The sequence below is a fragment of the Teichococcus wenyumeiae genome (assembly GCF_003696345.1).
GTDB lineage: Bacteria > Pseudomonadota > Alphaproteobacteria > Acetobacterales > Acetobacteraceae > Pseudoroseomonas > Pseudoroseomonas wenyumeiae.
In genome coordinates this window covers 1-23882 of the sequence record NZ_RFLX01000039.1, presented here as the reverse complement: position 1 = coordinate 23882, position 23882 = coordinate 1, and the positions used below count along the sequence as shown (strand labels likewise).

Annotated in this window: 22 protein-coding genes and 7 pseudogenes; 10 read left to right on the top strand and 19 right to left on the bottom strand. The window is 63.1% G+C overall.

Features of this window, described 5'->3' with window-relative positions; translation table 11 throughout:
• Positions 1-288 precede the first annotated feature (288 nt).
• The gene (locus EBE87_RS24205) at positions 289-1317 is read left to right on the top strand and encodes a nucleotidyltransferase family protein (protein ID WP_122140216.1); all 1029 of its coding nucleotides are present in this window, start codon (positions 289-291) and stop codon (positions 1315-1317) included.
• A 10-nt stretch (positions 1318-1327) separates the two neighbouring features.
• Positions 1328-1507: a hypothetical protein gene (locus tag EBE87_RS24200; protein ID WP_122140215.1), complete on the top strand. Its 180-nt coding sequence runs from the start codon at positions 1328-1330 to the stop codon at positions 1505-1507.
• 23 nt (positions 1508-1530) lie between these two features.
• Here EBE87_RS24200 and EBE87_RS24195 read toward each other — a convergent pair whose 3' ends face one another.
• A complete protein-coding gene (locus EBE87_RS24195) occupies positions 1531-1773 on the bottom strand; it encodes a hypothetical protein (RefSeq protein WP_147465053.1) in 243 nt (80 codons plus the stop codon).
• Between the two features lie 152 nt (positions 1774-1925).
• Here EBE87_RS24195 and EBE87_RS29165 point away from each other — a divergent pair, with 152 nt between their 5' ends.
• A complete protein-coding gene (locus EBE87_RS29165) occupies positions 1926-2078 on the top strand; it encodes a hypothetical protein (protein ID WP_158611675.1) in 153 nt (50 codons plus the stop codon).
• A 394-nt stretch (positions 2079-2472) separates the two neighbouring features.
• Here EBE87_RS29165 and EBE87_RS24190 read toward each other — a convergent pair.
• The 9 genes and pseudogenes from EBE87_RS24190 to EBE87_RS24150 form a co-directional block, all read right to left on the bottom strand.
• Positions 2473-2877 (bottom strand): annotated as a pseudogene (locus EBE87_RS24190) (DDE-type integrase/transposase/recombinase); the annotation flags it as partial.
• 367 nt (positions 2878-3244) lie between these two features.
• Positions 3245-4141 carry a LysR family transcriptional regulator gene (locus tag EBE87_RS24180; RefSeq protein ID WP_122140212.1) on the bottom strand — a complete coding sequence of 299 codons (897 nt, stop codon included), beginning with the start codon at positions 4139-4141 and terminating at the stop codon, positions 3245-3247.
• A 244-nt stretch (positions 4142-4385) separates the two neighbouring features.
• Complete coding sequence (locus EBE87_RS24175) at positions 4386-4682, bottom strand: antibiotic biosynthesis monooxygenase family protein (protein ID WP_122140211.1); 297 nt, start codon at positions 4680-4682, stop codon at positions 4386-4388.
• A gap of 65 nt (positions 4683-4747) precedes the next feature.
• The gene (locus tag EBE87_RS24170) at positions 4748-5764 is read right to left on the bottom strand and encodes a zinc-dependent alcohol dehydrogenase family protein (RefSeq protein ID WP_122140210.1); all 1017 of its coding nucleotides are present in this window, start codon (positions 5762-5764) and stop codon (positions 4748-4750) included.
• Positions 5765-6079: 315 nt separating this feature from the next.
• Positions 6080-6241, bottom strand: a complete 162-nt coding sequence (locus tag EBE87_RS29160; protein ID WP_158611674.1) for a hypothetical protein — start codon at positions 6239-6241, stop codon at positions 6080-6082.
• Positions 6207-6524 carry a transposase gene (locus tag EBE87_RS24165; RefSeq protein WP_122140209.1) on the bottom strand — a complete coding sequence of 106 codons (318 nt, stop codon included), beginning with the start codon at positions 6522-6524 and terminating at the stop codon, positions 6207-6209. Before EBE87_RS24165 ends, EBE87_RS29160 begins: the two co-directional genes overlap by 35 nt.
• Before the next feature lie 157 nt (positions 6525-6681).
• Complete coding sequence (locus EBE87_RS24160) at positions 6682-6978, bottom strand: putative quinol monooxygenase (RefSeq protein WP_122140208.1); 297 nt, start codon at positions 6976-6978, stop codon at positions 6682-6684.
• Positions 6979-7040: 62 nt separating this feature from the next.
• Positions 7041-7676, bottom strand: coding sequence for a hydrolase (locus EBE87_RS24155; protein WP_122140207.1), 636 nt, complete (start codon positions 7674-7676; stop codon positions 7041-7043).
• A 124-nt stretch (positions 7677-7800) separates the two neighbouring features.
• Positions 7801-8667 carry a pirin family protein gene (locus EBE87_RS24150; RefSeq protein ID WP_122140206.1) on the bottom strand — a complete coding sequence of 289 codons (867 nt, stop codon included), beginning with the start codon at positions 8665-8667 and terminating at the stop codon, positions 7801-7803.
• A gap of 116 nt (positions 8668-8783) precedes the next feature.
• On the opposite strand from EBE87_RS24150, the gene EBE87_RS24145 reads away from it, so the two are divergent.
• Positions 8784-9761, top strand: coding sequence for a LysR substrate-binding domain-containing protein (locus EBE87_RS24145; protein WP_122140205.1), 978 nt, complete (start codon positions 8784-8786; stop codon positions 9759-9761).
• Positions 9762-9791: 30 nt separating this feature from the next.
• On the opposite strand, the pseudogene EBE87_RS24140 reads toward EBE87_RS24145, so the two are convergent.
• Positions 9792-10155: pseudogene (locus EBE87_RS24140) on the bottom strand (transposase domain-containing protein); the annotation flags it as partial.
• Positions 10156-10235: 80 nt separating this feature from the next.
• Here EBE87_RS24140 and EBE87_RS24135 point away from each other — a divergent pair.
• Positions 10236-10917 (top strand): annotated as a pseudogene (locus EBE87_RS24135) (IS6 family transposase).
• A 16-nt stretch (positions 10918-10933) separates the two neighbouring features.
• Here the strand turns inward: EBE87_RS24135 and EBE87_RS30390 are convergent.
• Together EBE87_RS30390 and EBE87_RS24125 are read right to left on the bottom strand one after the other, a co-directional pair.
• Positions 10934-11125, bottom strand: a pseudogene (locus EBE87_RS30390) (DUF808 family protein); the annotation flags it as partial.
• A gap of 750 nt (positions 11126-11875) precedes the next feature.
• Positions 11876-12322, bottom strand: a complete 447-nt coding sequence (locus EBE87_RS24125) for a MarR family winged helix-turn-helix transcriptional regulator (RefSeq protein ID WP_122140204.1) — start codon at positions 12320-12322, stop codon at positions 11876-11878.
• Between the two features lie 191 nt (positions 12323-12513).
• Between EBE87_RS24125 and EBE87_RS24120 the strand changes: the two genes are divergently transcribed.
• Entirely contained in the window at positions 12514-12825 is a 312-nt protein-coding gene (locus EBE87_RS24120; RefSeq protein WP_122140203.1) for a hypothetical protein, read from the top strand.
• 90 nt (positions 12826-12915) lie between these two features.
• Here the strand turns inward: EBE87_RS24120 and EBE87_RS29495 are convergent, their stop codons facing one another.
• Complete coding sequence (locus EBE87_RS29495; RefSeq protein WP_199726513.1) at positions 12916-13161, bottom strand: hypothetical protein; 246 nt, start codon at positions 13159-13161, stop codon at positions 12916-12918.
• A gap of 105 nt (positions 13162-13266) precedes the next feature.
• On the opposite strand from EBE87_RS29495, the gene EBE87_RS28780 reads away from it, so the two are divergent.
• Positions 13267-13479, top strand: coding sequence for a hypothetical protein (locus EBE87_RS28780; protein WP_147465052.1), 213 nt, complete (start codon positions 13267-13269; stop codon positions 13477-13479).
• Positions 13480-13819: 340 nt separating this feature from the next.
• On the opposite strand, the pseudogene EBE87_RS30685 reads toward EBE87_RS28780, so the two are convergent.
• Positions 13820-14013, bottom strand: a pseudogene (locus EBE87_RS30685) (IS3 family transposase); the annotation flags it as partial.
• A 401-nt stretch (positions 14014-14414) separates the two neighbouring features.
• Between EBE87_RS30685 and EBE87_RS24105 the strand changes: the two are divergent.
• Positions 14415-14720, top strand: coding sequence for a hypothetical protein (locus EBE87_RS24105; RefSeq protein ID WP_122140202.1), 306 nt, complete (start codon positions 14415-14417; stop codon positions 14718-14720).
• Positions 14721-15030: 310 nt separating this feature from the next.
• Here the strand turns inward: EBE87_RS24105 and EBE87_RS24100 are convergent, their stop codons facing one another.
• From EBE87_RS24100 to EBE87_RS24090, 3 genes are all read right to left on the bottom strand, one after another.
• Positions 15031-16170, bottom strand: a complete 1140-nt coding sequence (locus tag EBE87_RS24100) for a methyltransferase (protein ID WP_122140201.1) — start codon at positions 16168-16170, stop codon at positions 15031-15033.
• A 403-nt stretch (positions 16171-16573) separates the two neighbouring features.
• The gene (locus tag EBE87_RS24095) at positions 16574-18730 is read right to left on the bottom strand and encodes a hybrid sensor histidine kinase/response regulator (RefSeq protein ID WP_122140200.1); all 2157 of its coding nucleotides are present in this window, start codon (positions 18728-18730) and stop codon (positions 16574-16576) included.
• Between the two features lie 882 nt (positions 18731-19612).
• On the bottom strand, positions 19613-20191 hold the full coding sequence (locus tag EBE87_RS24090) for a zeta toxin family protein (RefSeq protein WP_122140199.1): 579 nt from the start codon (positions 20189-20191) through the stop codon (positions 19613-19615).
• A gap of 966 nt (positions 20192-21157) precedes the next feature.
• Between EBE87_RS24090 and EBE87_RS24080 the strand changes: the two genes are divergently transcribed.
• Complete coding sequence (locus EBE87_RS24080; protein WP_122140197.1) at positions 21158-22084, top strand: replication protein RepA; 927 nt, start codon at positions 21158-21160, stop codon at positions 22082-22084.
• A 351-nt stretch (positions 22085-22435) separates the two neighbouring features.
• Positions 22436-23512: pseudogene (locus tag EBE87_RS24075) on the top strand (IS5 family transposase).
• Positions 23513-23675: 163 nt separating this feature from the next.
• Here EBE87_RS24075 and EBE87_RS24070 read toward each other — a convergent pair.
• Positions 23676-23882: pseudogene (locus EBE87_RS24070) on the bottom strand (hypothetical protein); the annotation flags it as partial.

Genomic DNA, 23882 nt, shown 5'->3' with positions numbered 1-23882 from the left:
TGCCCCCCAACTTCTGGGGCTTGGGGGCCTTCACGGGCTTCCGGCGTGGGGCCGGTTGGCGCTTTTGCTTCTTCACAGGACCATCCCTTGGCATCTCCCGATGCAGCCGGCGGCACGCCCGCCATGCGCCAGGCCGCGGCCATCCTCGCCTTGGATTTGGCACTGGCCGAGGCGGGCCGGACACCACCGCACCCGAGCCCCAGCATATGGGCAGTAGGGCAAATGCATCACCGATAGCCGGAAACACCACGTCCGGTTATACTCCAATTCCGGGTTGGAGTATAACTGGTGGACCGGCTGCCGATTGCGCTGCAAAATACCTATCTGGACCTGCTCGGCCGCTTGGAGGATGCGCGTGTCGCTGGACGTGCGCCCCCCGATACCTTTGTGAGCAAGCTCGTGAAGGGTCGGCGCTACTGGTATATCCAGCCCGCCACCACCTCAGCCGCGCCGCGCAGGCAAACCTATATCGGGCCAGAGACGCCTGCGCTGTTGGCGCGGATGGAGGCCAATCAGCGGCTGCGCGTGGATGCCGACGAGCGTGCGATGCTGGTGCGAACATTGCAAGCGAGCAGGAGCTTCCCGCCTCTACCGGGCGCCATCGGGCGGGCGCTGAGCGCCATGGCGGATGCTGGTGTCTTTCGCCTGCGCGCCGTGCTGGTTGGCACCGTGGCGTTCCACGCCTACGCCGCGATGCTGGGGATCAAGCTCGGCCAAGCGAGCTTCACCACGGAAGATGTGGACGTGGCGCAGTTCCGTTCGATCTCCATCGCCGTGGAGGACGAGACGCCGGACATGCTGAACATCTTGCGGCAGGTGGACCCGGACTACGAAGCCCTGCCCAGCCTTTACCCAATGGCACCGCCCACACGGTATCGCACCCGTGGCGTCAAGGTGGAGTTCCTGACTCCCATGCGTGGTCCGCAGGAGATGCAGCCGGTGGCTTTGCCGTCGCTTGGAACCGGCGCAGAGCCGCTGCGCTATCTCGACTACCTGATCTACGAAGAACAGCCTGCGGCGCTGCTGTTCGGCGCCGGGATACTGGTGAACGTGCCAAGCCCTGCCCGCTTCGTCTGGCACAAGCTCATCCTGTCGCAGGTCCGCACAACTGACCGCCAGAAGGCTCGGAAGGACATCCTGCAAGCCCAGACATTGTTGCCGGTGCTGGCAGAAGACCGTCCCTACGAACTGCGGAGCGCGTGGAAGGACCTCGCAACGGATGGGCGCGTGACGTGGCAAGAGACAGCGAAGGCTGGCATCGCTGCGATGGACCCGCAGGTCGCAAACCTCGCACGCGACCTCATCCAATCAGCGTGACAGGAACACGATGACTGAGCCCCAGCACGACCACATCCTGCTCGTGCTCGACCACCTCTCCTGCGGCACGGCATTGGGCTCCGCATCCGGCATGATGCGGACCTCCTCTGGACAGTCTATCGCGCAGCCCGGCGCGGATGCCATGGCCGACACCATCATGTCACCCGGTGGAGTGGTTCCGACGCGCTAGAGGGTCAGGTGTAGGCGTATCAGTCATAGACCGAGCGGCAGTAGGCCCTGACGGGCATCCGGCTCGACGGGTGCAAGGTCCGGAAATAGCGGGTCGATCTCGCGCAGGAGCCGCTCAACCACCTGCGCGATGACGACCGGCCCGTCTTCCACAGCCAGACCAAGTGCCAGAGCACCAGCTTCGGCGGCGGCTTCCCGGATGGTAGCGCCGTGCGCCAGCCCTGCGACGATGCTCTGGCGCATCAGGGTGATCGTACTGGGGTCCATTGCCATGACTCCGTTGAGACCTCCACAGGATGTTCATGATTCGTTCCAAGAGTCCAGCATATCCTCCATCTTCCGGAAAAAATTCCATTTGATTTGAATAAAATCCTAAGCTTCCCTAAAGCTCGACATGTCGGCCTTCACAGGAGACGCGCATGTCGATTCTCATCACGCTGTCGGTTGAAGCCTCGCTTGATCCTGTGGTCCTCCAAGCTCTGTCCGCTGTCCTCAAGGGCATTGGCGCTGTTCTGGTTGGTGTCGCGCAGATTGTCTCTGCGAAGCGCAAGCCACGTGGCCCATCCACCTAGTGCATTGCGTATTCCGGCGGATACCAGCCAGGCATTCCGATGGATTCCAGCCGGTGATTCCGAGGCAAGCCAGCCACCCATTCCGAGGCATTCCAGCCGGCCCTGAGGAGGGGCTGTCAGCGCGGCTCGCGAGCAGTCGTCCACCCACGGCAGGGTTGTTCCTGAGTGACACCGGGGACCGCCATGCCAGGCCAGAGACTGCCGATGCGTCAGGTTCGAGAAGTTCTTCGTCTCCAGCACGTCTGTGGCCAGAGCGGCCACCAGATCGCGGCCATGGTCGGCATCAGCCGCTACACGGTCGCGAGTACCTGCGCCGTGCCGGCGTGGTGGGTATCACCTGGGGTTGTGTTGCGAAGTTTGCGGCAGACCGCAAATGGCCGCGACAGGCGCCAGATCAGGCGGCGGCCTGGAACAGCCCGGCGATGAAGTTGGCCTGGGCCCGCATGTCTCGTCCACCGACTTTCAGAACCTGCCCCTTCCTGATCATCGCCATCGCCTCGTAGCCCGCCAATGTACGTCGTGCAGTATGGAAGCCGCCGAAGCCCAGCCCTGGTCTGACCAGGCGTTTCATGCGCCGGCGGTCTTGTTCCACGATGTTATTGAGAAACTTGCATTGCCGCATCCGCGAGCGTCGCCACAGCTCCCCGTCCTCTTTCAGCTGCTCGAGGGCGCGAGAGTAGGCAGGGTTCTTGTCCACCGTGATCGTGCGTGGGTTCACCGTATGCGGCTGCCCGAGCGCTTTGCGGAAGAACCGTTTAGCGGCCTCGGCGTCCCGCTTTGTTGATTGCCACTGAGAGTTAAGATCTCCCGCACTTTCCGTGCTGCGCCTATGGCAAACTTATCCGCAAGTGCTTGGGGCGGCTCGGAAAACCTCCAACTCAATCCGCATCAACCGCCCAACTTCCGGGAACGGCCACCATTTGCGAAATTTCCGGCCGTAATCAGTGGTTTGCGCCTCCTCCGGATCTGTGAGCACGGAAAGTGCGGGAGATCCCAGGTCTCAGTGGCAATCAACACCGTTCCTGTCGAAAGGCATCAGGTGGGGCTTCAAGCGGCTGTTCGCCTGGCTCAGCCGAGCCCGGCGGCTCAACATCGTCTACCGCCGCACCGCAGATCTCTTTGCCGGGCACATCTGGATTGCGATGATCTCCATCATCGCACGCCGGCTAGTCGCCCAGACCCAAACCCAACAAGGGCTTTAATCGCGTACAGCTTCTCAGCATCTCCGTCAGCACCCGCACCTTGCGCGGAGAGTGAGCGCCCGGCGGGCGGACGACAAAGATACCTTGTTCTGGAACCGGGTAGCGCGTCATAACAGGAACAAGGGCTCCGGACGCAAGGTGCTCTTTAATCGCGGGAACTGGAAGCCCGGCGATCCCAAGTCCAGCCAAGGCCGCAGAGACAAGCGCAAGCGCGTTGTCGCTCTTGAACCGACCTTTCGGCCTCATCTCGATGAGCTTGTTGCCATCCATCGCTGGCCAGACCTCGGTGCCCTGCATAAGCGCCTGATGGGCCATCATTTCCTCAGGCGTCTCAGGCGACCCATGCTTTTCGATGTAGGCCGGACTGGCGACATACATGGCGCACATGTGCCCGACACGCCTTGCGCGCAAGCTCGAGTCGGCCAGACGGCCGCACCGGATCGCGCAGTCGAACCCTTCTGCGATCAGGTCCACGACCCTGTCAGTGTAGCAAGCATGGACATGTAAATCGGGGTACTTCCGGGCCAAGTTTTCGAGTACTGGAGCGAAATACTCGAGCCCGAAGGTCAGTGGGGCCGTCACGCGCAGAAGCCCGCCGAGACTGCCGTCGGACGAGATCGTTTCCTTGGCGAAGTCGATTTCCGCGCAGACCTTTGCAGCGTGATTCCGGAACGTGATCCCGGCCTCCGTGAGCGCGGCACCGCGGGTGGTTCGCGTCAGTAGTTGGACGCCGAGATCTGCCTCCATGCGGGCGAGCCGTCGGCTGACAATTGATTTGGATACGCCGAGCCGCCGTGCTGCGTGTGTCACACCTCCGGCGTCGGCAATGTGCACGAAGGTTCGTAATTCTTCGATGTCCATGTTGCGTTCCTGTCATGCGCCAGAGTGTGTTGCGGGGGCTGAGCCAGACGCCATGAATGGGAGCGGCAGGCGGACAGAAGCCGCAGAACCGCTGCCGTCTTCGCTCAGCCTCCGCGCCTGGCAGAGAATCCTTCGAGATCTCCGACGGCGCCCTGGAGACGAACTTTCCGCGAAGCGGCGCGAAGGCCGCGTGATAGCATCAGCCATCGGCAATTCAGGACGCATTGCGGGGATGCTTTCGCCGTCACGGCTGCGACCCGGCCTCCACATGGAGGACGATAGGGTCGCCGGAGAGCAACGGCTCAAGAGGCGCCATGAAGCGAGCGTGGGCTTCGCTCGGCTCGAATCCTTGCGTGTGAGCCGCCAAGTCCCGCCAGTCTACGACCAGAAGGTAAAGATCGGCATTCTCGAACGCTGGGACAAGGCGGTGCCGAATGTAGCCGTCGGCATTGGTAAGGAGCGGAGCCACATTGGCGAACGTAGTCACGAATGCCGAGCCGGAGCCAGGGAGAAGGTGAAGAAGCGCAAATTCGGTGATCATCTGATCTCTTCCGGGTTGGGGTGGACGACCGGGCGAGGGGAGCCGCTGGTCGTCCGTGCGACGCGTCAGGCAGCGACGCGCTGGCCGCGGTGTAACGCTCCCGCCTCGCCCGACACGTCGATCACAACTTTCCCGCGCAAGCCGTGCGTCCTCCCGTTCTCCAGGAGATCGTGCGCCTCGCCCATGCGCTCGAGCGGAAACGCCGCGCCGATGACAGGCTTCACCAGACCGCGCTCAATCAGGGTTGTCAGCGCGTCGAGCTTCCCGCGATTCTGGCGGGTGAACACAAAGTGGTAGGCGGCGTTCTTACCCCAGGCCTCAATGAGGTTTTGAGGTTGCGCGATATCAACGAGGCTGACGACGCGGCCGAAGGCGGCGAGCGTCAACGGGCTCCGTGTCAGCGTATCACCGCCGATCGTGTCGAAGACGACGTTGACGCCCTCTCCACCAGTCTGTCGAAGAACCGCCTTCACATAGTCCTCCGCCATGAAGTCGATCGCCTCGTCTGCTCCAAGGGAGTGAACGAAATCATGATCGCGGGCGAGTGCCGTTGTGATCACCCGTGCCCCAATCGCTTTGGCGACCTGGATCGCGATCGTTCCGACGCCGCCTGCTCCGCCGTGAATCAATACAGTTTCGCCAACCTTAAGCTGCGCGCGCTGGACGAACGCCTCCCAAACGGTGCCACCAACGAGTGTCAGGCTCGCGGCCTCGATGTGAGAAAGATTCCTGGGTTTGCGGCCCACCAGCGCCACGTCAACGACGTTCTGCTCGGCATAGGAACCGGCGCCACCGAAGATCTTTGGCGTGTAGTAGACCTCGTCACCGATTCCGAACTCGGTGACATCGGACCCGACTTCTTCAATGACGCCGGAGATGTCATGGCCGATGATGGCGGGTAGCGGCACGTAATCCGTGTAATCACCACGGCGGATCTGGCAGTCTAGCGGGTTCACGGCAGTCGCGTGAACGCGCACTCGCACTTGGTGCGGCCCAACCGGCGGCACCGGGACCTCGCGCAGTTCGAACGCATCCGGTCCCCCGAAACGGGTGAGGACGATAGCCTTCATGGTTTGGGACATGGTAGATTCCTTTCAGCAGCGAATGGTTCAGTGGCGCGTGGGGACTCGCTCAAAGCTGGCGCCAAGTCGCCGTTGGGCACGATCTCCCCGCCTCGTAGTCCATTTTTCCGGTCAATGCCGGTGTGGCTCTTGTAGCCAAAGATCGGCACTGCGATCTGGATGGCTTAGCGCGGACAGCCTTTTTGATTTGGGCTTTGCCCTGCCGCGCTTGAGCGCCCGGCGGGCACCCCGCTCTTTCTGCGCCCGCTTGGGCTCGGGCCAATCCGCAGGAATGACGCCTTCCCGGATGGTAACTTTCTCCTCGACGGTGAGCTTCTAGCGCGGTTCGGCGATCGGGGTGGCGTCGATGATCTGCCCGTCCATGGCAAGAAAGCCCTTGGCCGCCAGCACTTCGTCGAAGCAGCGGAACATCCCCTCAACGCCACCCGCCTGCTTGGGCTGCTCACGGTAGAGCCAGACCGTCTTGGCATCCGGCACCGCTGGTGCAGCCCGAGGCCTGCAAAGCACATGAAGGACAGCTGGTCCCGCGGCTGGTTGAGAGGCTGTAGACCGCCTGCAGCTCCAGGATGCGGAACATCATCACGGCATCATAGGGCGGGCGTCCGCCACGGCCGGGATCTGACCGCTTCAGCGCCGCATCCAGCACCCGGCGGAAGATCTCGAAATCGACCAAGACCGAGAGCCGCTCCAGTGGATCGCCCGCCGCCGACAAGGCTGCATACCGCTCATCCACATCGAAGAAGCCCAGCTGGTCCGCCATTCCACTATCTCCACTGACAAGAGCCAGTGAATCAGCTCAGCGCCTCAACAGCGAGGTTCTTCGAAGTATCCAATCGTGCGGAGGCACCCAGTAGCAGCGGCTCTCCATTCGCAGGGCGGAACCAGGCTGACGTCAAGTGCCCGCTATACGGTTTGCGTCAGACGACGCGTTTCAGCATGTGCGCGAACTCGCGGTGGTCCACGTTGGTCGCGCCATTGGCGTGGAAATGCTGGATATGCGGTCCGTGCTCGTGGTGCTTGTTTTGGGCCTCGACAGAAGCCCACGCCTCGACGAACACGAAGCGGCCCGGCTCATCCTGATCTTCGAACAGATCGTACCGGATACTGCCCTCCTCAGCCCGCGATGGCTCGACAAGCACTGATAGATCTCGACGCAACTCATCCTCCTTGCCGGTCTTCGCTTTCAGACCAACCACAATGAACAGTTCACTCATTTGCTGTCTCCTTGCGAAAAGAGTGGCGGCGGTTGAGCCGCCGCCACCTTCCGCGTTCGCGGTCAGGCGGCCTGTGCGGCCTTCTCGGGATTGAAGCCGTCAAAGCTCTCGAAGACCTCCATGAAGCCGGGAACGGTGGCTTCCCGCGCCCAGTCGCGCTGGAGTTCGCAATACATCTGGACCCGGCTGATCAGCTTCGCGCCGGCCTGTTCGACGCGACGAAGCGCTGCCTCGTGCGCGGCCACCGAGGTGCCACCGACCGCGTCGATGGGCACATAGACTTCATACCCCTCCTGCATCGCGTCGAGCGCCGGGAAGGTGAGGCAAGCCTCCGTCCATAGCGCGGTCATGATGAGCTTGCGCCGGCCGAGGGCCTTGACCGCGTCTTTAAAGCCGGCGTCCTCCCAGCTGTTGATCGAGGTGCGGTCGTAGGTTGGCAGGTGGCCGAGGACGTTCTGCAACTCCTGGATCGGCGGCTTGTTGCGGCCCGTCTGCACGTTCACGGTCGAGTGGATGATCGGGAGATTGTAGTTCAGGGCTGCCTTGGCGGCGCTGACGATGTTGAACACCAACTCGTCGCGCGGCATCGAGCGGATTGAGGAGACCTGGACCGGCTGATAGTCGATGATAATGAAGGCGGCATTGTCGGGGGTGAGAAGATGGTCGGTCTGCGGGTTGCGGATTGTCTCGCTAGTCATGGCTGGTCCCTTTGCTGTTGAAGTTATACGAAGGCGCGCTGACGCGCTTCATCAAGCGGACCGGCGAGTGCCCACCGATCCGCAGGAAAAAGAGGCTGGAGGCGATGTGGGTCCGGCCCCTTGATCATGTTGCAGCGGACACGAAGCGTCCGCTCTTGAAGTCTTCGGCCGCCTGGCGGATTTCCGCTTCGCTGTTCATCACGAAGGGCCCGTACCCGACGATCGGCTCGTCAATGGGTTCGCCGGTCAACACCAGCAGCTTGGCGTTGCCGTCAGCTCGAATGGCGATCTTGCCGCCATCGCGGCCGAACAGCACCATCTCCGCTTCGCCGGCCGTCTGGCTTTCCGTGATCGTGACGTGCCCTGTGAGCACGACGATCATGGCGGTATGACCTTCGGGTAGATCGAGGTTCAGGTCTGCGCCAGCACTCAGGCTCAGATCCCAGACGTTGATCGGCGTGAAGGTGCGGGCCGGGCCCGTCGTGCCTTGATAGTCGCCGGCGATGATCCGCGCGGTGCCCGCGTCCTTCGGGAGTGTTACAACCGGAATGTCGGCCTTCGAGATGCCTTGATACCCGGCAGGAGCCATCTTGTCCTTGGCGGGCAGGTTGACCCACAACTGCACCATGCGGAAAGGACCACCCGTTCGAGCGAAACCGGGCGAGTGATACTCTTCGTGGATGATCCCACCTGCCGCGGTCATCCATTGGATGTCGCCAGGTCCGATCACGCCTCCGTTGCCGGCGGAATCCCGATGCTCGACTTCACCGTCATAGACGATGGTGACGGTCTCGAAGCCACGATGGGGATGCTTGCCGACACCCCTTTGTTCCCGGGTTGGTGCGAACACATGTGGCCCGGCATAGTCGAGCAGCAGGAATGGGCTGACGTGCGCGCCCAGATCGTTGTACGAAAAAAGCGAGCGGACGGGAAAACCGTCGCCTACCCAATGCTGCCGTTCGTTACCGTACCGGCCAATCACTTGGGCCATGTTCGTTCTCCGATTTGCGATGCGCCGCAAGGCGTGTGCGTATCGAGTGCAGTTTACGGCGAGACGATAGAACGGAAAGGTTGCGGAAAGAGACACAGCGTCCTATCAAAAGGACGATGAAGGATCTCAACGACTTCTCCTATTTCGCAGCCGTGGTGGATCATGGTGGCTTCTCGGCCGCCGGCCGCGCGCTCGGTGTCCAGAAGTCGCTGCTCAGCCGCCGTGTCCTCGCTCTCGAGGAGCGACTGGGCGTTAGGCTTCTCAACCGATCGTCCCGCCGCTTCTCGGTGACCGAGGTTGGGCGTGATTTTTACGATCGGTGCGTAGCAATGCTCGTCGAGGCGGAAGCTGCCGAGCAGGTCGCCGCGCAGGTCCAGGGAGAGCCGCGCGGCGTGGTGCGGATGAGCTGCCCCACGGCATTGCTGTCGTTCCAGTTCGGCGCGCTGATCGCGCGCTTCATGATGCTCAATCCCGGTGTCCAGATCCTTCTGGAGAGCACCAATCGCCGCGTCGACGTGATCTCGGAGGGCCTCGACCTGGCGATCCGTGTGCGCGTTCCCCCGCTAGACTTGACCGATCTGGTCATGCGACGGCTCGATGAGAGCGCTCAGTGCTTGGTTGCCGCTCCGACCTTGATCCGCGAGCAGCTGCAATCGCCGGCCGACCTTCATGGCTTGCCCAGTCTTGACCAGATGCGGCCGACCCGCGAACACACGTGGAGACTCCGTCATGCCGACGGCAAGGTGGCGACGGTGCCACATGCGCCGCGTCTGGTGACCGACGATATGTCGGTGCTCCGCGATGCAGCGATGGCGGGAGCGGGTGTGGTGCAGTTGCCGCCGATATCCATCTCCGAGGACGTCGAGACTGGCCGGCTCGTCGACGTGCTACCGGGCTGGCGGCCAGAATCGGGCATTGTTCACGCCGTTTTTCCATCGCGCCGCGGGCTCCTGCCATCAGTGCGGGCGCTGGTCGATTTCCTTGCTCGTGAATGTGCCGTCCAGCGCGCGCGAGCTGAAAAGATTGTGCCGCCTGGGCCGCACCCCCGAAGCTACGGTGACAAAAAGACGACGAGTCTAGCGGGGAGTCAGTAAGCGCTGGTTAGAGACCCTATGCGGCAGTGCTTACGGTTGGTCACCGGCTTTGGCCCAGCACCACGGTATGAGTTCATCGACGCGGCTGTTGGGCCAGCTGTTGACAAGCCGGGTCAGCAGGTCGGTGAAGTAGCGCTGTGGATCGACGCCATTGAGCTTGCAGGTCTCCACCAGAGAGGCGATGACTGCCCATCTTGCACCACCATCGTCGCCGCTGGCGGACAGTGCGTTCTTGCGACTGAGGTAGATGGGGCGGATCGTCCGCGCCACGATGCTGGCGTTCGTCTCGATGCGGCCGTCATCGAGGAACCGCCAGCCCCTTCCGGTGGTTCAGCGCGTAGCGGATCGCCTCCGCTGTCGGGCTGCTCCGCGGCAGACGCCCGAGCTGGGCGTCGAGCCCGGTGAACAGTTCCGCCGGCATTGTCAAGTTTGCTGGCCCTGGCCGGAGGGCGGTGGCTAAGCCAAGCTGGCGAGATGCCGTCCGATCCCATCCACTATCCTGGGTACAGCTTCTCAGTCGAGGTCATCCAGCACGCCGTCTGGCTCTCCCACCTGTTCAGCCTGAGCCTGCGCGACATCGAGCTGATCCTGGCCGAGCGGGGCATGGTCGTCAGCCACGAGAGCGTCCGCCGCTGGTGTCTCCGCTTCGGGGCTGATTTCGCCGCCAAGCTGCGCAAGCGCCGGCCGAGGCCAGGCGACGTCTGGCACCTCAATGAGGTGTTCCTGAAGATCAACGGAGAGCTGCAGTATCTCTGGCGCGCCGTCGATCAGGACGGCATCGCGCTCGACATCCCGGTCCAGGACCGGCGCAATGCCGCGGCCGCCAAACGCTTCTTCAAGCGCCTGCTGGTGGGCCTCAGGTACAAGCCGCGGCGGGTCATCACCGGTGGCCTGCGGAGCTACGGTGCGGCGCATCGCGATCTGCTGCCCGAGGTTCGGCATCGCACCAGCCGCTACCTCAACAATCGGGCGAGAACGCCAGATGCAGCGGTTCAAGTCTCCGGAGCAGGCGCAGCGCTTCCTCTCGGCACAGAGTATGATCTATGGCCACTTCCGACCGCAGCAGCACTTGATGACTGCCGATCAGTACCGGCATGCGCGCGACAAGGCCTTCCGGATCTGGCGGCAGGAGACATGTGTCCAGGCGCCCGCGTAAGGGCGTTCAGGCTGCGTCGTGCCACCAAACTCGCTTGGTCACCAAACAACGTGACAATGCCGACCCAGAGCATCGCTGCGGTGCCGATGAGCGCCAGGATGCGCGGGAAATGCGGCATGCCCGCCACCAGCCCACGGCCGAGTGCCTGGGCCACCGGCCGCAGCGTTCGGTCGGCACTGCTGGACGTCTCGGTCGGAGCATCAACCATGGGGATGGCAGCGGGCACGGCACGGCGGATGACTGCATCGGGTGCCGGTGCGGCTGCCTACGGCACCATCCCGTCACCACTTACGCCAGCAGAGTGCCTCATAGGACGAGATGGGTAGCCATCATGTCCGCTTGTCTGCTTGCGTCAGAGTGACGCAGGAGCGCTCGCTTGCTAAAGTAAGAAGACAAATCGGAACATGATGCGAACTCAGTGGGCCTCTTCGCCCGTGGCGGGGCACTACCTGGAGCCGTAGGCAGGCTGCTAGCGTCGCCTCTCACCAAGCGAGGGAGGGTAGGACTGGGCATAGCCTCGCGAGGGCGCCGCACTAGTCGGTGCCCGAAGCCGCAGGCGACCTCCGCCACAAGATCTCATAGGGACGCCGGCATCGTGGAGAAGGCTGAGGTCATGGCGTGTCGAGGACGGGGAGGAGAGGTGGATCGCCGTCTTGCTGCGCGGTGAGCCGGGTGCCTGGGCCAGCACGATCGCCGACACCGCCATCAGCACCCGCGGCTCTGGACCGCCCCCCACCCCCTACCACCTCAACGGAGGGGGGTAGGGGTCTGTAAATGCCAGCCCGCGAAAATTCTGGATGGTCGGTTAAGCGGCTCGGCCCGACCAACCTCCGGGCCATCCGATGCCGCATCCACTTGAAGGGCCGGCCCAGTGGGCTGGTCTCGACTGCGGGCAACCTGGCTTCCAGGCGTGAAGCCGATGGCGCAGGCGCTGCGGCTCTCCTTCGTTCCGCCAGCCTCACGCCTCGCCGTTCTTGTGCAGCAGCTGCTCGCGGAGCTTGATGATGCCCTTGTGCAGAGCACGGGCTTCCTCGAACTTCTCGCAGAAGGTGTTCTCGAACCAGCCAGGCAGGCGGCGCGCCTTGTCGTGCAAGGTGCGGCCGGCCGCGGTCAGTTGCACCCGCACCTGCCGCTCATCGGCCGTGTCGCGCTGCCGCCGCACGAGGCCCGCCGCCTCCAGGCGCTTCAACAACGGCGTCAGCGTGCTGCTTTCCAGGAACAGCCGTTCGCCGATGCGGCTGACAGTCTGGTTGTCCTCGGCCCAGAGCACCACCATGACGAGGTACTGCGGGTAGGTCAGCCCCAGGGCGTCCATCAGCGGCTTGTTGGCGCGCTGCACCGCGTGGGCAGTGGAATGGATGGCGAAGCACAGGAAACTGTCGAGGTCGAGCGGTTTCTCGATCATGGGAGTTCGGGGACCTTGATGAAGGTCATGGCCTTCAGAGCCAGGATTTAAGTCGCGTGCGAATTGATCGAACACTCACTACCAGCATGCCAGCCATGCAAAGAGGTATATCGCGCGCGATATAATCGCGGGGCATAAAGAGGTCGACGAGGCGCCGCCGAGCGCCGCAACCGACCCAAAGGAACTTCACCATGACCAGCTTCCGCACCCTGCTCGCCGCTACCGCCCTCCTTGGCCTGTCCGGCGCTACCGCCTTTGCCGCCCCGCTGAACGTGGTGAACCAGGGCGAGAACGTCTCGGTGGAATACGACGCCGGCTACACCGGCAACATCGTCGGTGGCGGCGCGGTCCGCGTCGCCGGCCAGGGCGAGAGCCAGATGATCGCCTATAGCGCTCCCAGCTTCGCCCACCGCAGCGCCGGCATCCCGGTCTTCACAGGTGGCTCTGAAGGTGGCGTGGCTTACCTGCCGGCGGCCTCCTCCGCCGCGATGGCCGCTCGCTGAGCGTCAGCTCGGCTCAGGATCGATCACACCGCGCCTTGCGGTGTGATGATGCTGTGCCCCCATGGCGACCGAAGGGCCGCCATGGCTGGCCTATCCTGGCTGACAGGGGCGCAGGGTCATCGCTTGCAGCAGCACCGGCTTGATCTCCTTCAGCCGCTTCTCCAGCCGGTTCTTCTCTGGCGCGGCCTTGGCATACTCGGCGGCCAGGACGTGGATGGTCAGGCGGCTGGCATGCAGGTTGTCGCAAGTGGCGAACTCAATGCCGGCTTCCATCAGGTTGGAGACGAAGGCGACGTTGCGGGCCCCCAGCCTCTTCAGCAGGGTTTTGCGGGCCATTCTGGATCCCGAATATGGGTCGGAGGGGGTGAACACTACGAAACGTCCGTTTGACGAAATGCACTGAAAGGCGCTTGATGCTTGGGCAGCCGAAAGGGATGGCTGATGCCCCTGACCGATGACGAAAGGCAGGATGTCAAAGATCAGATCCGCGACATCATCCGGCGCTCTGCAATCACAGGACAGTACGACAGCCCAGAGACCGCCGCCGCGCTCCTGGTGCTGGTGATTTGCCGCGAACTCGGCGTTCCGCAAGAAGACGTGCCTGCTGTGCTGCGGAGAGGATTGCAACGGTGGGGTGGCGAACCGTCACAGTGACGAGTGCCGCTGGCCATCAGTCGTTGCGGCCGTTGTTACGCCGGCAGGCTTTTCATCGAGGCCGAGGATCAGCGCCGGCGGCGCCGGAGGTCGGCGAAACGACGACGCCCAGCGCCGCGCTGCTCAGAGTCGCCAGGGCGTGGCAGTTCGGGTGGTTCACGCCGCAGATCCGGCCTTGCAGGCCACGTGACGCCGGGCAGGTGCAGCCGAACATCAGGCGACCAGCTCCATCTGCCGGGTGGTGACGCTGCCCTTGGTCTGCAGCGGCCAGGTCAGCCGGGTCATGGCCTTGTGGTGCGCCCGGACGGTGGTGATCTTCCCCTAATTTGATGGGCAGGAATCAGGTGGCAGCGTTCTCCATCTGCTCGGGGGCCCTGTAGCCCAAGGCAGAGTGGATACGCTGCCGGTTCTAGTAGCCTTCGATGTCGGAGAACACGTCGTACTTGGCTTCGTCCCGCGTGGCCCACCGGCGCTGCTGGACGAGTTCGACTTTCAGCGTGTGGAAAAGCTCCCCATGCGCGCGTTCTCGAAGCAATTGCCGATCCACATATGCGCGCGCTCCGCAAGAGATCGGCGCCGCCTTGGCCGAGTGCATGCAAGGTGCGTCCATGCCATGCTTTCTTGCCTACATCGACCAGACCCTGGGGCAACTCCAGGCGCTGCTGCTTGATGAGGGCTTAGAAACGACGAGAGCATCGGAGATCTGCCGCACCGCCCGGCAAATCGCTCAGGAGGAACGACGCGGGGGCGCCTTGTGCAAGCCACTGCTGCTGTAATCCTGAAGGCGAGAAACAGATGCTGCCGTACCTCCCGCTGAGAGCCTTTGGAGCACGATAATCTCGCCATCCCACGCTGGACGCGCAGCAGGGCAGCCGTTGCCATAAGCAGCCTCTCGCCGTCTAGCCACCCATAGCCCACCTACCTATCTTCGCCGCATGTCCCGCTCCCCTGCTGCCGACCTGGCCCCCCTCATCAAGCTGCTGCAAGCGGGTGTGCCCCCCGTACGCGCTGCCGCCGAACTTTCTCGCGTCCTGGCAATCTGGACCGCCGAACTCAAGGACGACGACGAGCAGCTCCAGGAGCGGCTCTCTGGCTTGGCCGAGCAATTGACGATGGGGATCGAGGAAATGCACGAAGGAATCGCCGAGGCGAGCGACAAAGGGAAACCCACATTGCGGCGGATCCTGGCGACGCATGAGGCGGTGCTGGACGGGTTGCGGAAGGCGCAGGGTGCTGGGTAGGCCTTCTACCGCCCTGCCAGGGCGGCTCCCACAGTACACGCTCCCTTCCGGCCCTTTTCACAAACAACCGGCACCACGCGCCATAGCGGCTGAACTGTTCCGGATCACGAACATCCATCGGCTCACGATGCCGCCTGTTAGGTCATCGAGGTGCAGATCCGTTGCGCGTCTTCAACACCCTCGGCAATCCCAAGGCCAACGCTTTGGCCTGATCAAAGCACAGATGAGCGCGCTCTCAGCCCAATTCGCTAACCCTGCCGCTCGCATGTCCCGGCCAAGTCATTCCGCTTCAGGAGCGGGGTTGCCGTCCTCAGGATCGCGCCACGCGCAGGCGCCAAAGCGAGGTTATCTCGTGCAGCCGGGCGGCGTGCAGCGGGTCGTTGGTGTCGAAGGCTTTGCCATGCTGCGGCCGGGCATCGAGCCGCTCGATGACCCCCAGCCCAGCAGCCTCGATCATGCCCAACAGCTGTTCACGACTGCGCAGACCGAGATGTTCTGCAAGGTCGGAAAGGATCAGCCACCCTTCTCCGCCTGGTAAAAGATGCGCCGCCAATCCGTCCAGGAAGCCGCGCAGCATACGGCTATCTGGATCATACACCGCCTGCTCAAGGGTCGAGGACGCCTTGCCCGGCAGCCAGGGCGGATTGCATACCGCCAGGGCGGCGCGCCCCTGCGGGAACAGGTCGGCCTCTTGTACCGCGATCTGTTCGGATAAGCCCAGCCGCTCGACATTGGCGCGTGCACACGCCAGGGCCTGGGGCGACAGGTCGGAGGCGAGGATTGTCGGTACGCCCCGTTGGGCCAGCACGGCTGCGAGCACGCCGGTGCCAGTGCCAATGTCAAAGGCATTCTCGCCCACCGGCAATGGTGCACGTGCGACCAGATCAAGGTATTCGCCCCGGATCGGCGAGAACACGCCGAAGTCTGGGTGAATTGTCGCGCCCCCCAGGGCCGCGATGGGCACGCCCTTGCGATGCCATTCATAAGCACCCACCATGCCCTGCAACTCGCGTAGCGATACCACAGCGTCGCCTAGGGGCATGCCGAGCGCGTGATGCAAGGCCGCGCGCACATCCGGGGCGCGCCGCAAGGGAATCACCTGGGCAGCATCGAGCGGGATCAGCACCATGCCCAGGACGCGCGCACGAAGCGCTTGGCCTTGCCGATAGCGGTTGAAGCGCTCACGCATGAGCATGTCGTCGGGCAGGGGGCTGCGTGCCGCACGCTTGTCCAGGCGACGCGCCAGTGCCTGGAGCAGTTGCCGGGCGTTCTGGAAGTCGCCGCGCCACAGCAGCCCGACGCCCTCACAGGCCATATGGAAGGCATCGTCAGCGCGCACCGTGTCATCGACGGCTTGGACGCGGCGAGGAGGGAGGGTGCCCGATCCAGACAGCCAAGCCGCGTCACGGGCGGCGGTGCCTTCGGTCCATTCCAGACGCGGCGCACTCATGGGCACTGCGGCGTGCGCATGGCGCGTAAGGGGACAACAGGGGGCATCGGCGGCATCTCTCACAGGGCAAACCGTCTCTAACGCGATCCGCCGAATGTCACGGCAGATCGCGGCCTTGTACCGGCAGTTCCTCCAGCAACGGGAATCGAAGCCGAAGAAGGACGATATAGGTGCAAGCCGGCAGGCGAGGAAGGAGACAGCCCTACGGGGTCAGAAGGTCCGATCTTGGGCCTTTTTGATCGAGCGGTCGATGTCGAAGCGGGGCACGAAGCAGCCATCAACGGCACCATCAGGGCGATAAACCTTTGATTAGCGTGCTCCACGGTGAGGCTAACGTCGATCATGGATTTATCTGGCGGCGCGGCGAACTTCTCAGCTGCCTTAGTTCCTGCCTGGATGATCACTAAACCTCCTCTGCCGCACCTTGTAGCTCACTCACGCAACTCTGGATGGCAGCTTTCAGGGCGTTCTGGGAGAATGGCTTGTAGAGCACCGGCATCGCTGCAGTAGCCAGTTCATCCCGATCCGCGTAGCCCGTGATCAGCATCACCGGCATCTTCGGGTGCGACTGCTGAAGCTGAGAAGCCAATTGCAGCCCTGTCATGCCGGGCATCGCCTGATCTGTTACGACCAGGTCCACGCTGGCTCCCGCGCCGAGGATGTCCAGTGCCTGCCGGCCTGATGCCGCTGCCACAACGGTATGGCCGAGGTCCTCCAACATCGTTGCGGTACTGGCCAACACCAGCGGATCGTCATCCACGAGCAGCACGGCGCAAAGGGTCAGCGGCGCTGCGCGCGCTTCACTCGGACCGCCGTCTGGCTGCAGCACAATAGCCGGTCTTGCTTCGGCGCGTGGCAACCACAGTTCGGCAGTCGTGCCTTCGGCCTTGCGGCTGTGGAGGACAAGCCGGCCACCAGTCTGCGCAGCGAGCCCGTACACCATGGAAAGGCCGAGCCCGGTTCCCTTCCCGACCCCCTTGGTCGTGAAGAACGGGTCCAGGCAACGGGCGAGTGTCGCCTCATCCATGCCCTCCCCATTGTCTATGACAGACAGCACCACGTAGTCTCCCGGCGGCAGGTCGCTGACCTGCCGGACACCGACCTGCTCCTCGCGGCCGGAGATCGTCAGTTGGCCGCCTTCCGACATCGCATCCCGCGCGTTCACGACCAGGTTCAGGAGTGCCAATTCCAACTGGTTGGCATCAACGTAGGCTGGCGCCAGAGCGAGTGGAAAGCGGGTCTCAACTTGCACAACCGGGCCCGATGAACTGCGCAACAGATCTGCCATACCCCGCACCAGCTCTGGGATGTCCACCACGCCAGGCTTGAGCGCTTGACCGCGGCTGAAGGCCAGCAGACGTTGGGTGAGCGACGCCCCACGTTCTGCACCCTGCACCGCATTGTCCACCAGCCGCAGGGCACGTTCATCGCCTGCTGGAATGCGCTTACGCAGCAGCGACAGGCTGGCGAGTATGACAGTGAGGAGGTTGTTGAAGTCGTGCGCGATCCCGCCTGTCAACTGACCCACGGCCTCCATCTTCTGCGCTTGGCGCACGCGTTGCTCGGCCGCCTCACGCTGCGCTGTTTCGCGTTGGAGCTCATTCATGGTCGCAGTCAGGCGCGTCATCGCCATCGCTGTTGACTTGACGCCGCGAAGTGCCATCCAAGACATCAGCAACAACATGAGCGATGCCACGCCTGCAACAGCGCCGAACGAGATCAGATTGGCGTACCAGCGATTCAGCAGTGCCGCCATGTCCGCGCTGAAGACCACATAAAGCGGGTGCGTTCCCACTGCACGATAGGCATAGGCCCGTTCTTCTCCTCCCTCGCCCGCATCGTTGACGAAGAAGCCACCTTGCGGTGCTTGCTCGATCCGACGCTTGAAACGATCCTTCGTTGGTAAGGGCACATTGATATCATGCGGGGATGTGCGCGCGATAACGACGCCATCGGCCCGCAACAAAGTTGCTATTTGGCGAGGGTCCAGGATTGTGGTTGCGTAGTATTGTGTAAAATAGTCCGGGCTGAGGGCGATATGGATAATGCCATCGAAGTGTCCGTCGGGCGTCGAGCGACGCCGGCTGACAGCAAAGCTGGCGATCTGCGTGGCCTTGCCGCGGAACGGCGCGCTGATATAGGTGCCGGCGTCGCGCTCGCGCTGAGCCTGGAAGAAATCACGGCCTTCGATGGTTACTCTTGGATCCCAGTTCTGGCTGCCTGCGCGTACCACACCCTGAGCATCTGCGACCCAGATCGAGACGACCTGCTCCAGCGGAGCCTTGAGCTGGGCAAGAAAGGCGCTGGTTTCTGGTGCGGAGATTTCATCCCAGCTTAGGTGGTGGATACGGTCGTCCAAGCGCCCAAGCACGAGTTCCCCTGTCTCGAAGACCTTTTGGGCATGCTCGTCCATCACCGCCGTCGTGCGAATGATGGCGCCTTGCCCCTCGCGGAGGGTTTCTGCCCGATTATGGAGCGCCGCGGCACTGAAGAGGCCAGCCGGCACGATCAGAGAAGCGGCAATCAACAGCTTGTGCAGGCGGAGCGTAAGTTTGGGCATAAAGATCCAGGCAGCCGCTTCAGGAGCGGTGGCGAGCGGGCAACGAAATGCTGCGCTTCCTACCATATGCATGAGTCGCAACGGTACTTATTAGCTGGAATGGCCAGGCCTCTCGAAGCGCCTCCCCCTGCCCGCCCGCGCAGCACGATAACCTTTGATTATCGTGCTATCGCTTTAGCTTATGGGAGAAAGCCACGTTCTTTGGAGTAGGCCACCACAGGATGGCGAAGCCCCGCTACGGCAGGTGATCTTCCCCCTGCCGTAGCCCAGATTGGATGCATGACACGGATGTCGCGGGCGCCCTCGCCATCCGAGCCGGTGATCATTCGTTCCGTCCCTGCCGCTTCCGCAGGGGCGCTGCCGCCGGAAGAGTCGGAATGCCAGAGCAGCGCGCCAGAGATAAAGCCCAGTGGCCGCGGGTGGCGCGGCCGCGCGCGGCTTGGCGGAAGCGCTACAGAGAAGCCAACTCTGTCTGGAATTCGGCCGCACCCTTCAGGCCTGGTTTCAGGAGCAGATGGAGCGACTTCCGAGCATGACGGCACCGTCTCTTCCTCAGCATCCAGGCGGTGCCGCCATGCTGGTCTTCCTCTCCGCCTGTAGTCTCAAGCTTACCGTTCTGGCACACGCAGCACTGTCACACATGCCGTAGGGTCTATACGGCGCCAAGCCAGGCGGGATCCGCCTTCTGGAAAGCAACCGATGTTAAAGCGCAGCGTAGTGTCCTCACCCGACAGAAGATGCTCCGATACGCATGACTGACACCAGTAATCGCCACCCGTCCTCTGAGGATCCAGCAGGGCTTCCCCTTGGAAAGCGTCCCCGCTGAAGTTGCGACGCGCTGTCCTTATGGGCATCAGCGTGGCGCATACGGACCTCGTCGGGTTAGCGGCGCGAGATCTGCGGCATCAGTGGCTGCAGCCAGCGCGGGATCGGGTCCGCCACATGGAGAAGTTCGTTGCCCGCGATCTCCAGCACCACACGGTGGATCTCGCCCGAATTGTCGACCACCGTGGCACGCTCGGTCAGGCGCAAGGCCTCCGGCAGGTTGGCCAGACTGCTGGTGTAGCGGCGCCGGATGATCTCGGGCGGAATGAAGTGCCCGCCGGCCGCCGCACGGGCGCGGACGCGCTGGATGTTCAGCGCAACGCTTTCCAGCGCGATGTAGCGGAGCTGAATGCGGTAACCCGCCTCTCGCGCGAGGCGCAGGCGCGACAGGACCGATCGCCCCGCCAGTGTGGTTTCCAGCGACATCGACTGGCCGGTCGCTAAGCAGGCCGCGAAGGCGGCCAGTGCCTGCCTGCCCGCCTCGGCATTCGCGTGGTGCGGCGCTTCCGGGTCGAGGGTACGAGCGATGCGGTCGGGATCGATCACCTCGTCGACGGGATCCGGCACCTCCCCCAGATCCCGGAGGCTGCTTTTGCCGGACCCGTTTGGGCCGGCGTACACCAGCAGCAGGCTCATGCTGGGTAGGGGAAGTCCTCGTCCCGAAATTCAGCGAGGGGCGCTAGGCGCTCGATGCGGTGACCAGGGTATTCACGCACAACCCAGCCATCCACCACGTAGGTCATAATCTCGCCGCTGGAGACACGGCGAGCCCGGGCCGCGCGGGCCGCGGCCTCGACGGCTTGGCTGCTGGTCCATCCCTGAGGGACGCTGGCGGGTGCTGCATGAGCGGACATGATGGTCTCCTGCTGCTCATATAGAGCGATAGGGCCCAGGAGACGAGGGCGGACTACCTCCCCTGCCCTGCTCGTCATGAGGATGGCTTGCAAGCTCGCCATGGGAGGAGCCGAGGCCGGCCAGGATGTCGACTTCCACGCCGCCCAGCGCCGTCGCTCGGATCAACTGACGCTCGATGCCCATAGGCTGGCCGTCAGGCACGACAACCAGCAGGCCACGTGGCTCTCGTGCCGAACATCGCCGCGGGCGCGGCTGCCAAACAGCCAACAGGCCGCTTCGCCATCAGGGTACGCAGGAAAGCACCAAGCTGCTTCAGCATGGGGTGGCAGGTTAGCGCCCGAAGAGAGATGTCAGGAATTACGTTGCCGTTCTGCTCCAGCCTGCCTGGGACAGGGCCATCGGGATCTCCACTGGGCAGAGGTTCAGCGCGGACGACGGGCCTAAGACGCTTGATCCCTGGAGAGGGACAACTAGCGCTTTCCGATTCGCGAATCCTGGTGGGGACTTTTCCAGGGGAAACCATCCAGCCATCCACAGACGAACTGGGGACTTTTCCAGGGGCACCTGAGGACTTTTCCAGGCGGAGCGGTGCTCTTCGGGACCATGAATCAAGATCTTAACCGGAGTCGTCCCGGGGACTTTGGCAGGCCTTACTAATAGAGATTCATCAAATATCCTTAGCTACTAATCCTCCCTGGAAAAGTCCCCGGAGACGAGGCCCCCCGGTCTGGGGCAAGAAGCATGTCTATGGGAACGGTACATCAGCTCATTGAGCGTGGAGGAAAGACGGCTGCGCTTCAGGCGGACGTCGATCGCAAGGTCGTCGAAGCCGCGAGCCAGTTCATGAGCGACGAGGAGGCGGGTATCGGTTTCCTCTACTCCGGATGGTGCCAAGCCGCCCTGCCCCACCGTCGGCTTCCCGACGGCCAGAGCTGGCAGATCCACAGTGAGCGGATCTCATTGATCGTGGAACCTGGTTCCAAGCTTGGTCCAGACGGTCGTAGCTTCGTTCCGTCCGGCGTTGCTTACGGGTCACGTGCCCGGCTGATCTTCTTGTACCTCCAGTCCACGGCTATCCGCACGAAGAGCCGGGAGATTGAGCTCGGAGGGAGCCTGAGAGAATGGCTTCAACGAATGGGCATTCCTCAAGGTGGAAAATCCCAGCGTGATGTGCGGGACCAAGCCGAGCGGATCTCAAGGTGCCGGTTCACCTTCCATGTACAGCAGGGCAATGGAAAGGTCGGACTGGTCAATCAAAACGTAGTTGATACTGCCCTCTTCGTGCCGAGTAGCGACGCCAATGAAAAGCAGGGCAGCCTGTTCGTCGAAACGGCGCGGCTGAGCGAAGTGTTCTTCGATCTTCTGCAGCGGCACCCTGTTCCGGTTCAGGAAGCCGCCATTAAGGCTATCAACAACAACTCAGTAGCATTGGACATCTATGCCTGGCTGGCCTACCGCCTCCATGTCCTGAACAAGCCCACTCCCGTTTCCTGGCCAGCCCTCAAGGCCCAGTTTGGTAACGGCGTGACCCGCATGGACAATTTCCGGGTCACCTTCCTCGACAATCTCAAGCTCTCCCTGGCAGTCTACCCGGATGCAAGGGTGGACGTAGAGGAGCGTGGTCTGGTGCTCCATCCCTCCCATCCACCGGTACCAGAGCGGACGCTCCGGTAGAAGGTTCCCTGGAAAAGTCCCCGATCACCTTATCAGATGATCAGAAGTGAGGCTCAGGTCCCTACCCTCCTGGAAAAGTCCCCGGTCTGGCGGACGCCTCTCGCCTGGAAAAGTCCCCGGGTCACCGCTGTAGGTGCTGAGATAACTCAGCCACCTGAGGCGCCATTCTTCCGGATGATCCGGGCCATCCGCTGCTACAACTGGGCGCAACGCAGCAACACTGGTTACCGGCCCAGCCTTTGTTTGACAGTGGAATGATTTGCACCTTGAGGTGCCATTCGGACACTTCGGAAAGCCTCGCTGTTGAGGCGCTGAGCTGCTTCACAGAGGTTGACCAGCCGAGGCAGTGGGATGACAGGTCGGCCTGGCTTCTTCGATGTCGAAGAGCGGTATGCGGCACTCTCAGCAGCCGGTGATCCGCTGGAGCGCCTTTCGGCCGTGGTCGACTTCGAAATCTTCCCGCCCCTCCTGGCTGCGGCGCTGGCACGGTCAGATTGCAGCCGCGGTGGACGCCCACCCTAGGACGCGGTGCTGATGTTCCGCATCCTGGGGCTGCAGGCGCTCTACAGCCTCTCCGACGAGCAGGCCGAGTCCCAGCTGCGCGACCGTCTGTTTTTCATGCGCTTCGTGAGCCTTGCCCTCCACCAAGTCGTGACGGACGCCAAGACGATCTGGCTTTATCGCGAGCAGCTCAAGCAGGCGGGTGCCATGGAGGGGCTGTTCCGCCGCTGCGACACAGTGTTGGCCGAGCAGGGCTATCTGGCTATGGGCGGACAGATCATCAATGCCATCCCGATCGCTGCGCCGCGCCAGAAGCTCACCCTGGAGGAGAAGACCACCATCCGGGAAGGCGGCACACCCGAGGGCTGGTCCCGGGCCAAGCGGGCACAGAAGGATCGGGATGCCCGTTGGACACTGAAGCGCGGCAGAGCAAGCCCAGACCCGAGGACGCGCAGCGCCAGGCCATCCAGATCGCGGTGCCGGTCTTTGGCTACAAAAGCCACATCGGCATCGATCGGCGGCGTGGGCTGATCCGCCGCTGGACGGTCACCGATGCCGCCCAGCACGGCAGCCGCAGCTTTCCGGCTCTCCTGGATCCCGAGAACACCGCCAGCCACGTCTGGGCCGACACAGCCTACCGCACCAAGCGCAACCTGGAAGTGTTAGAACGCCGCGGTCTGTCTGAGAGGATCCGGTTCCACCGGCCACCGCGCCGCGGGCTCTCCGAGCTTCAGGCCAAGACTAATGCCGCCCGCGCCCGGATCCGCTCCGGCATCGAGCATACACTTTGCCGCGCAGAAGCATCGCATGGCGCTGTTCGTCCGCACCATCGGCTTGGCGCGGGCGCACGTGAAGATCGGCACGGCCAACTTGGGGTACAACTTTGCCTGTCTCGCCTGGCTCAGCGCCCGAACTGCGCCCGCTTAACCCCACAGCCCCAGTAAATAGCGGCTCCAGTTGCGCCAGCTGATTACCAACCCCATCAGAAGGAGGAAGCACCGCCCCACACCCGGCTTGCCACGAAATCAGGTGCATCGATGGGTTCTTCGAATTGTCCACCTGTCTCTGGAACTCTAGAGCGGTTTTTCGATCAGGCTGCATCGTAGCCGGCGGCGGCGAAGTAGTTGGCGCATTCGGTGGGCGTGAAGGTGTCGGTGATCCGGCCGATGGTGTTCCAGAGACCTTCGACGCTGCGCTCGGCGGCCTTGCGGAGACTGGCCTTCAGCTTGGCGAAGGCGTTCTCCACTGCGTTTCCATAGTGCCTCTCTACGTTCGGTTCTTGTGGTCGGAGGGCAGC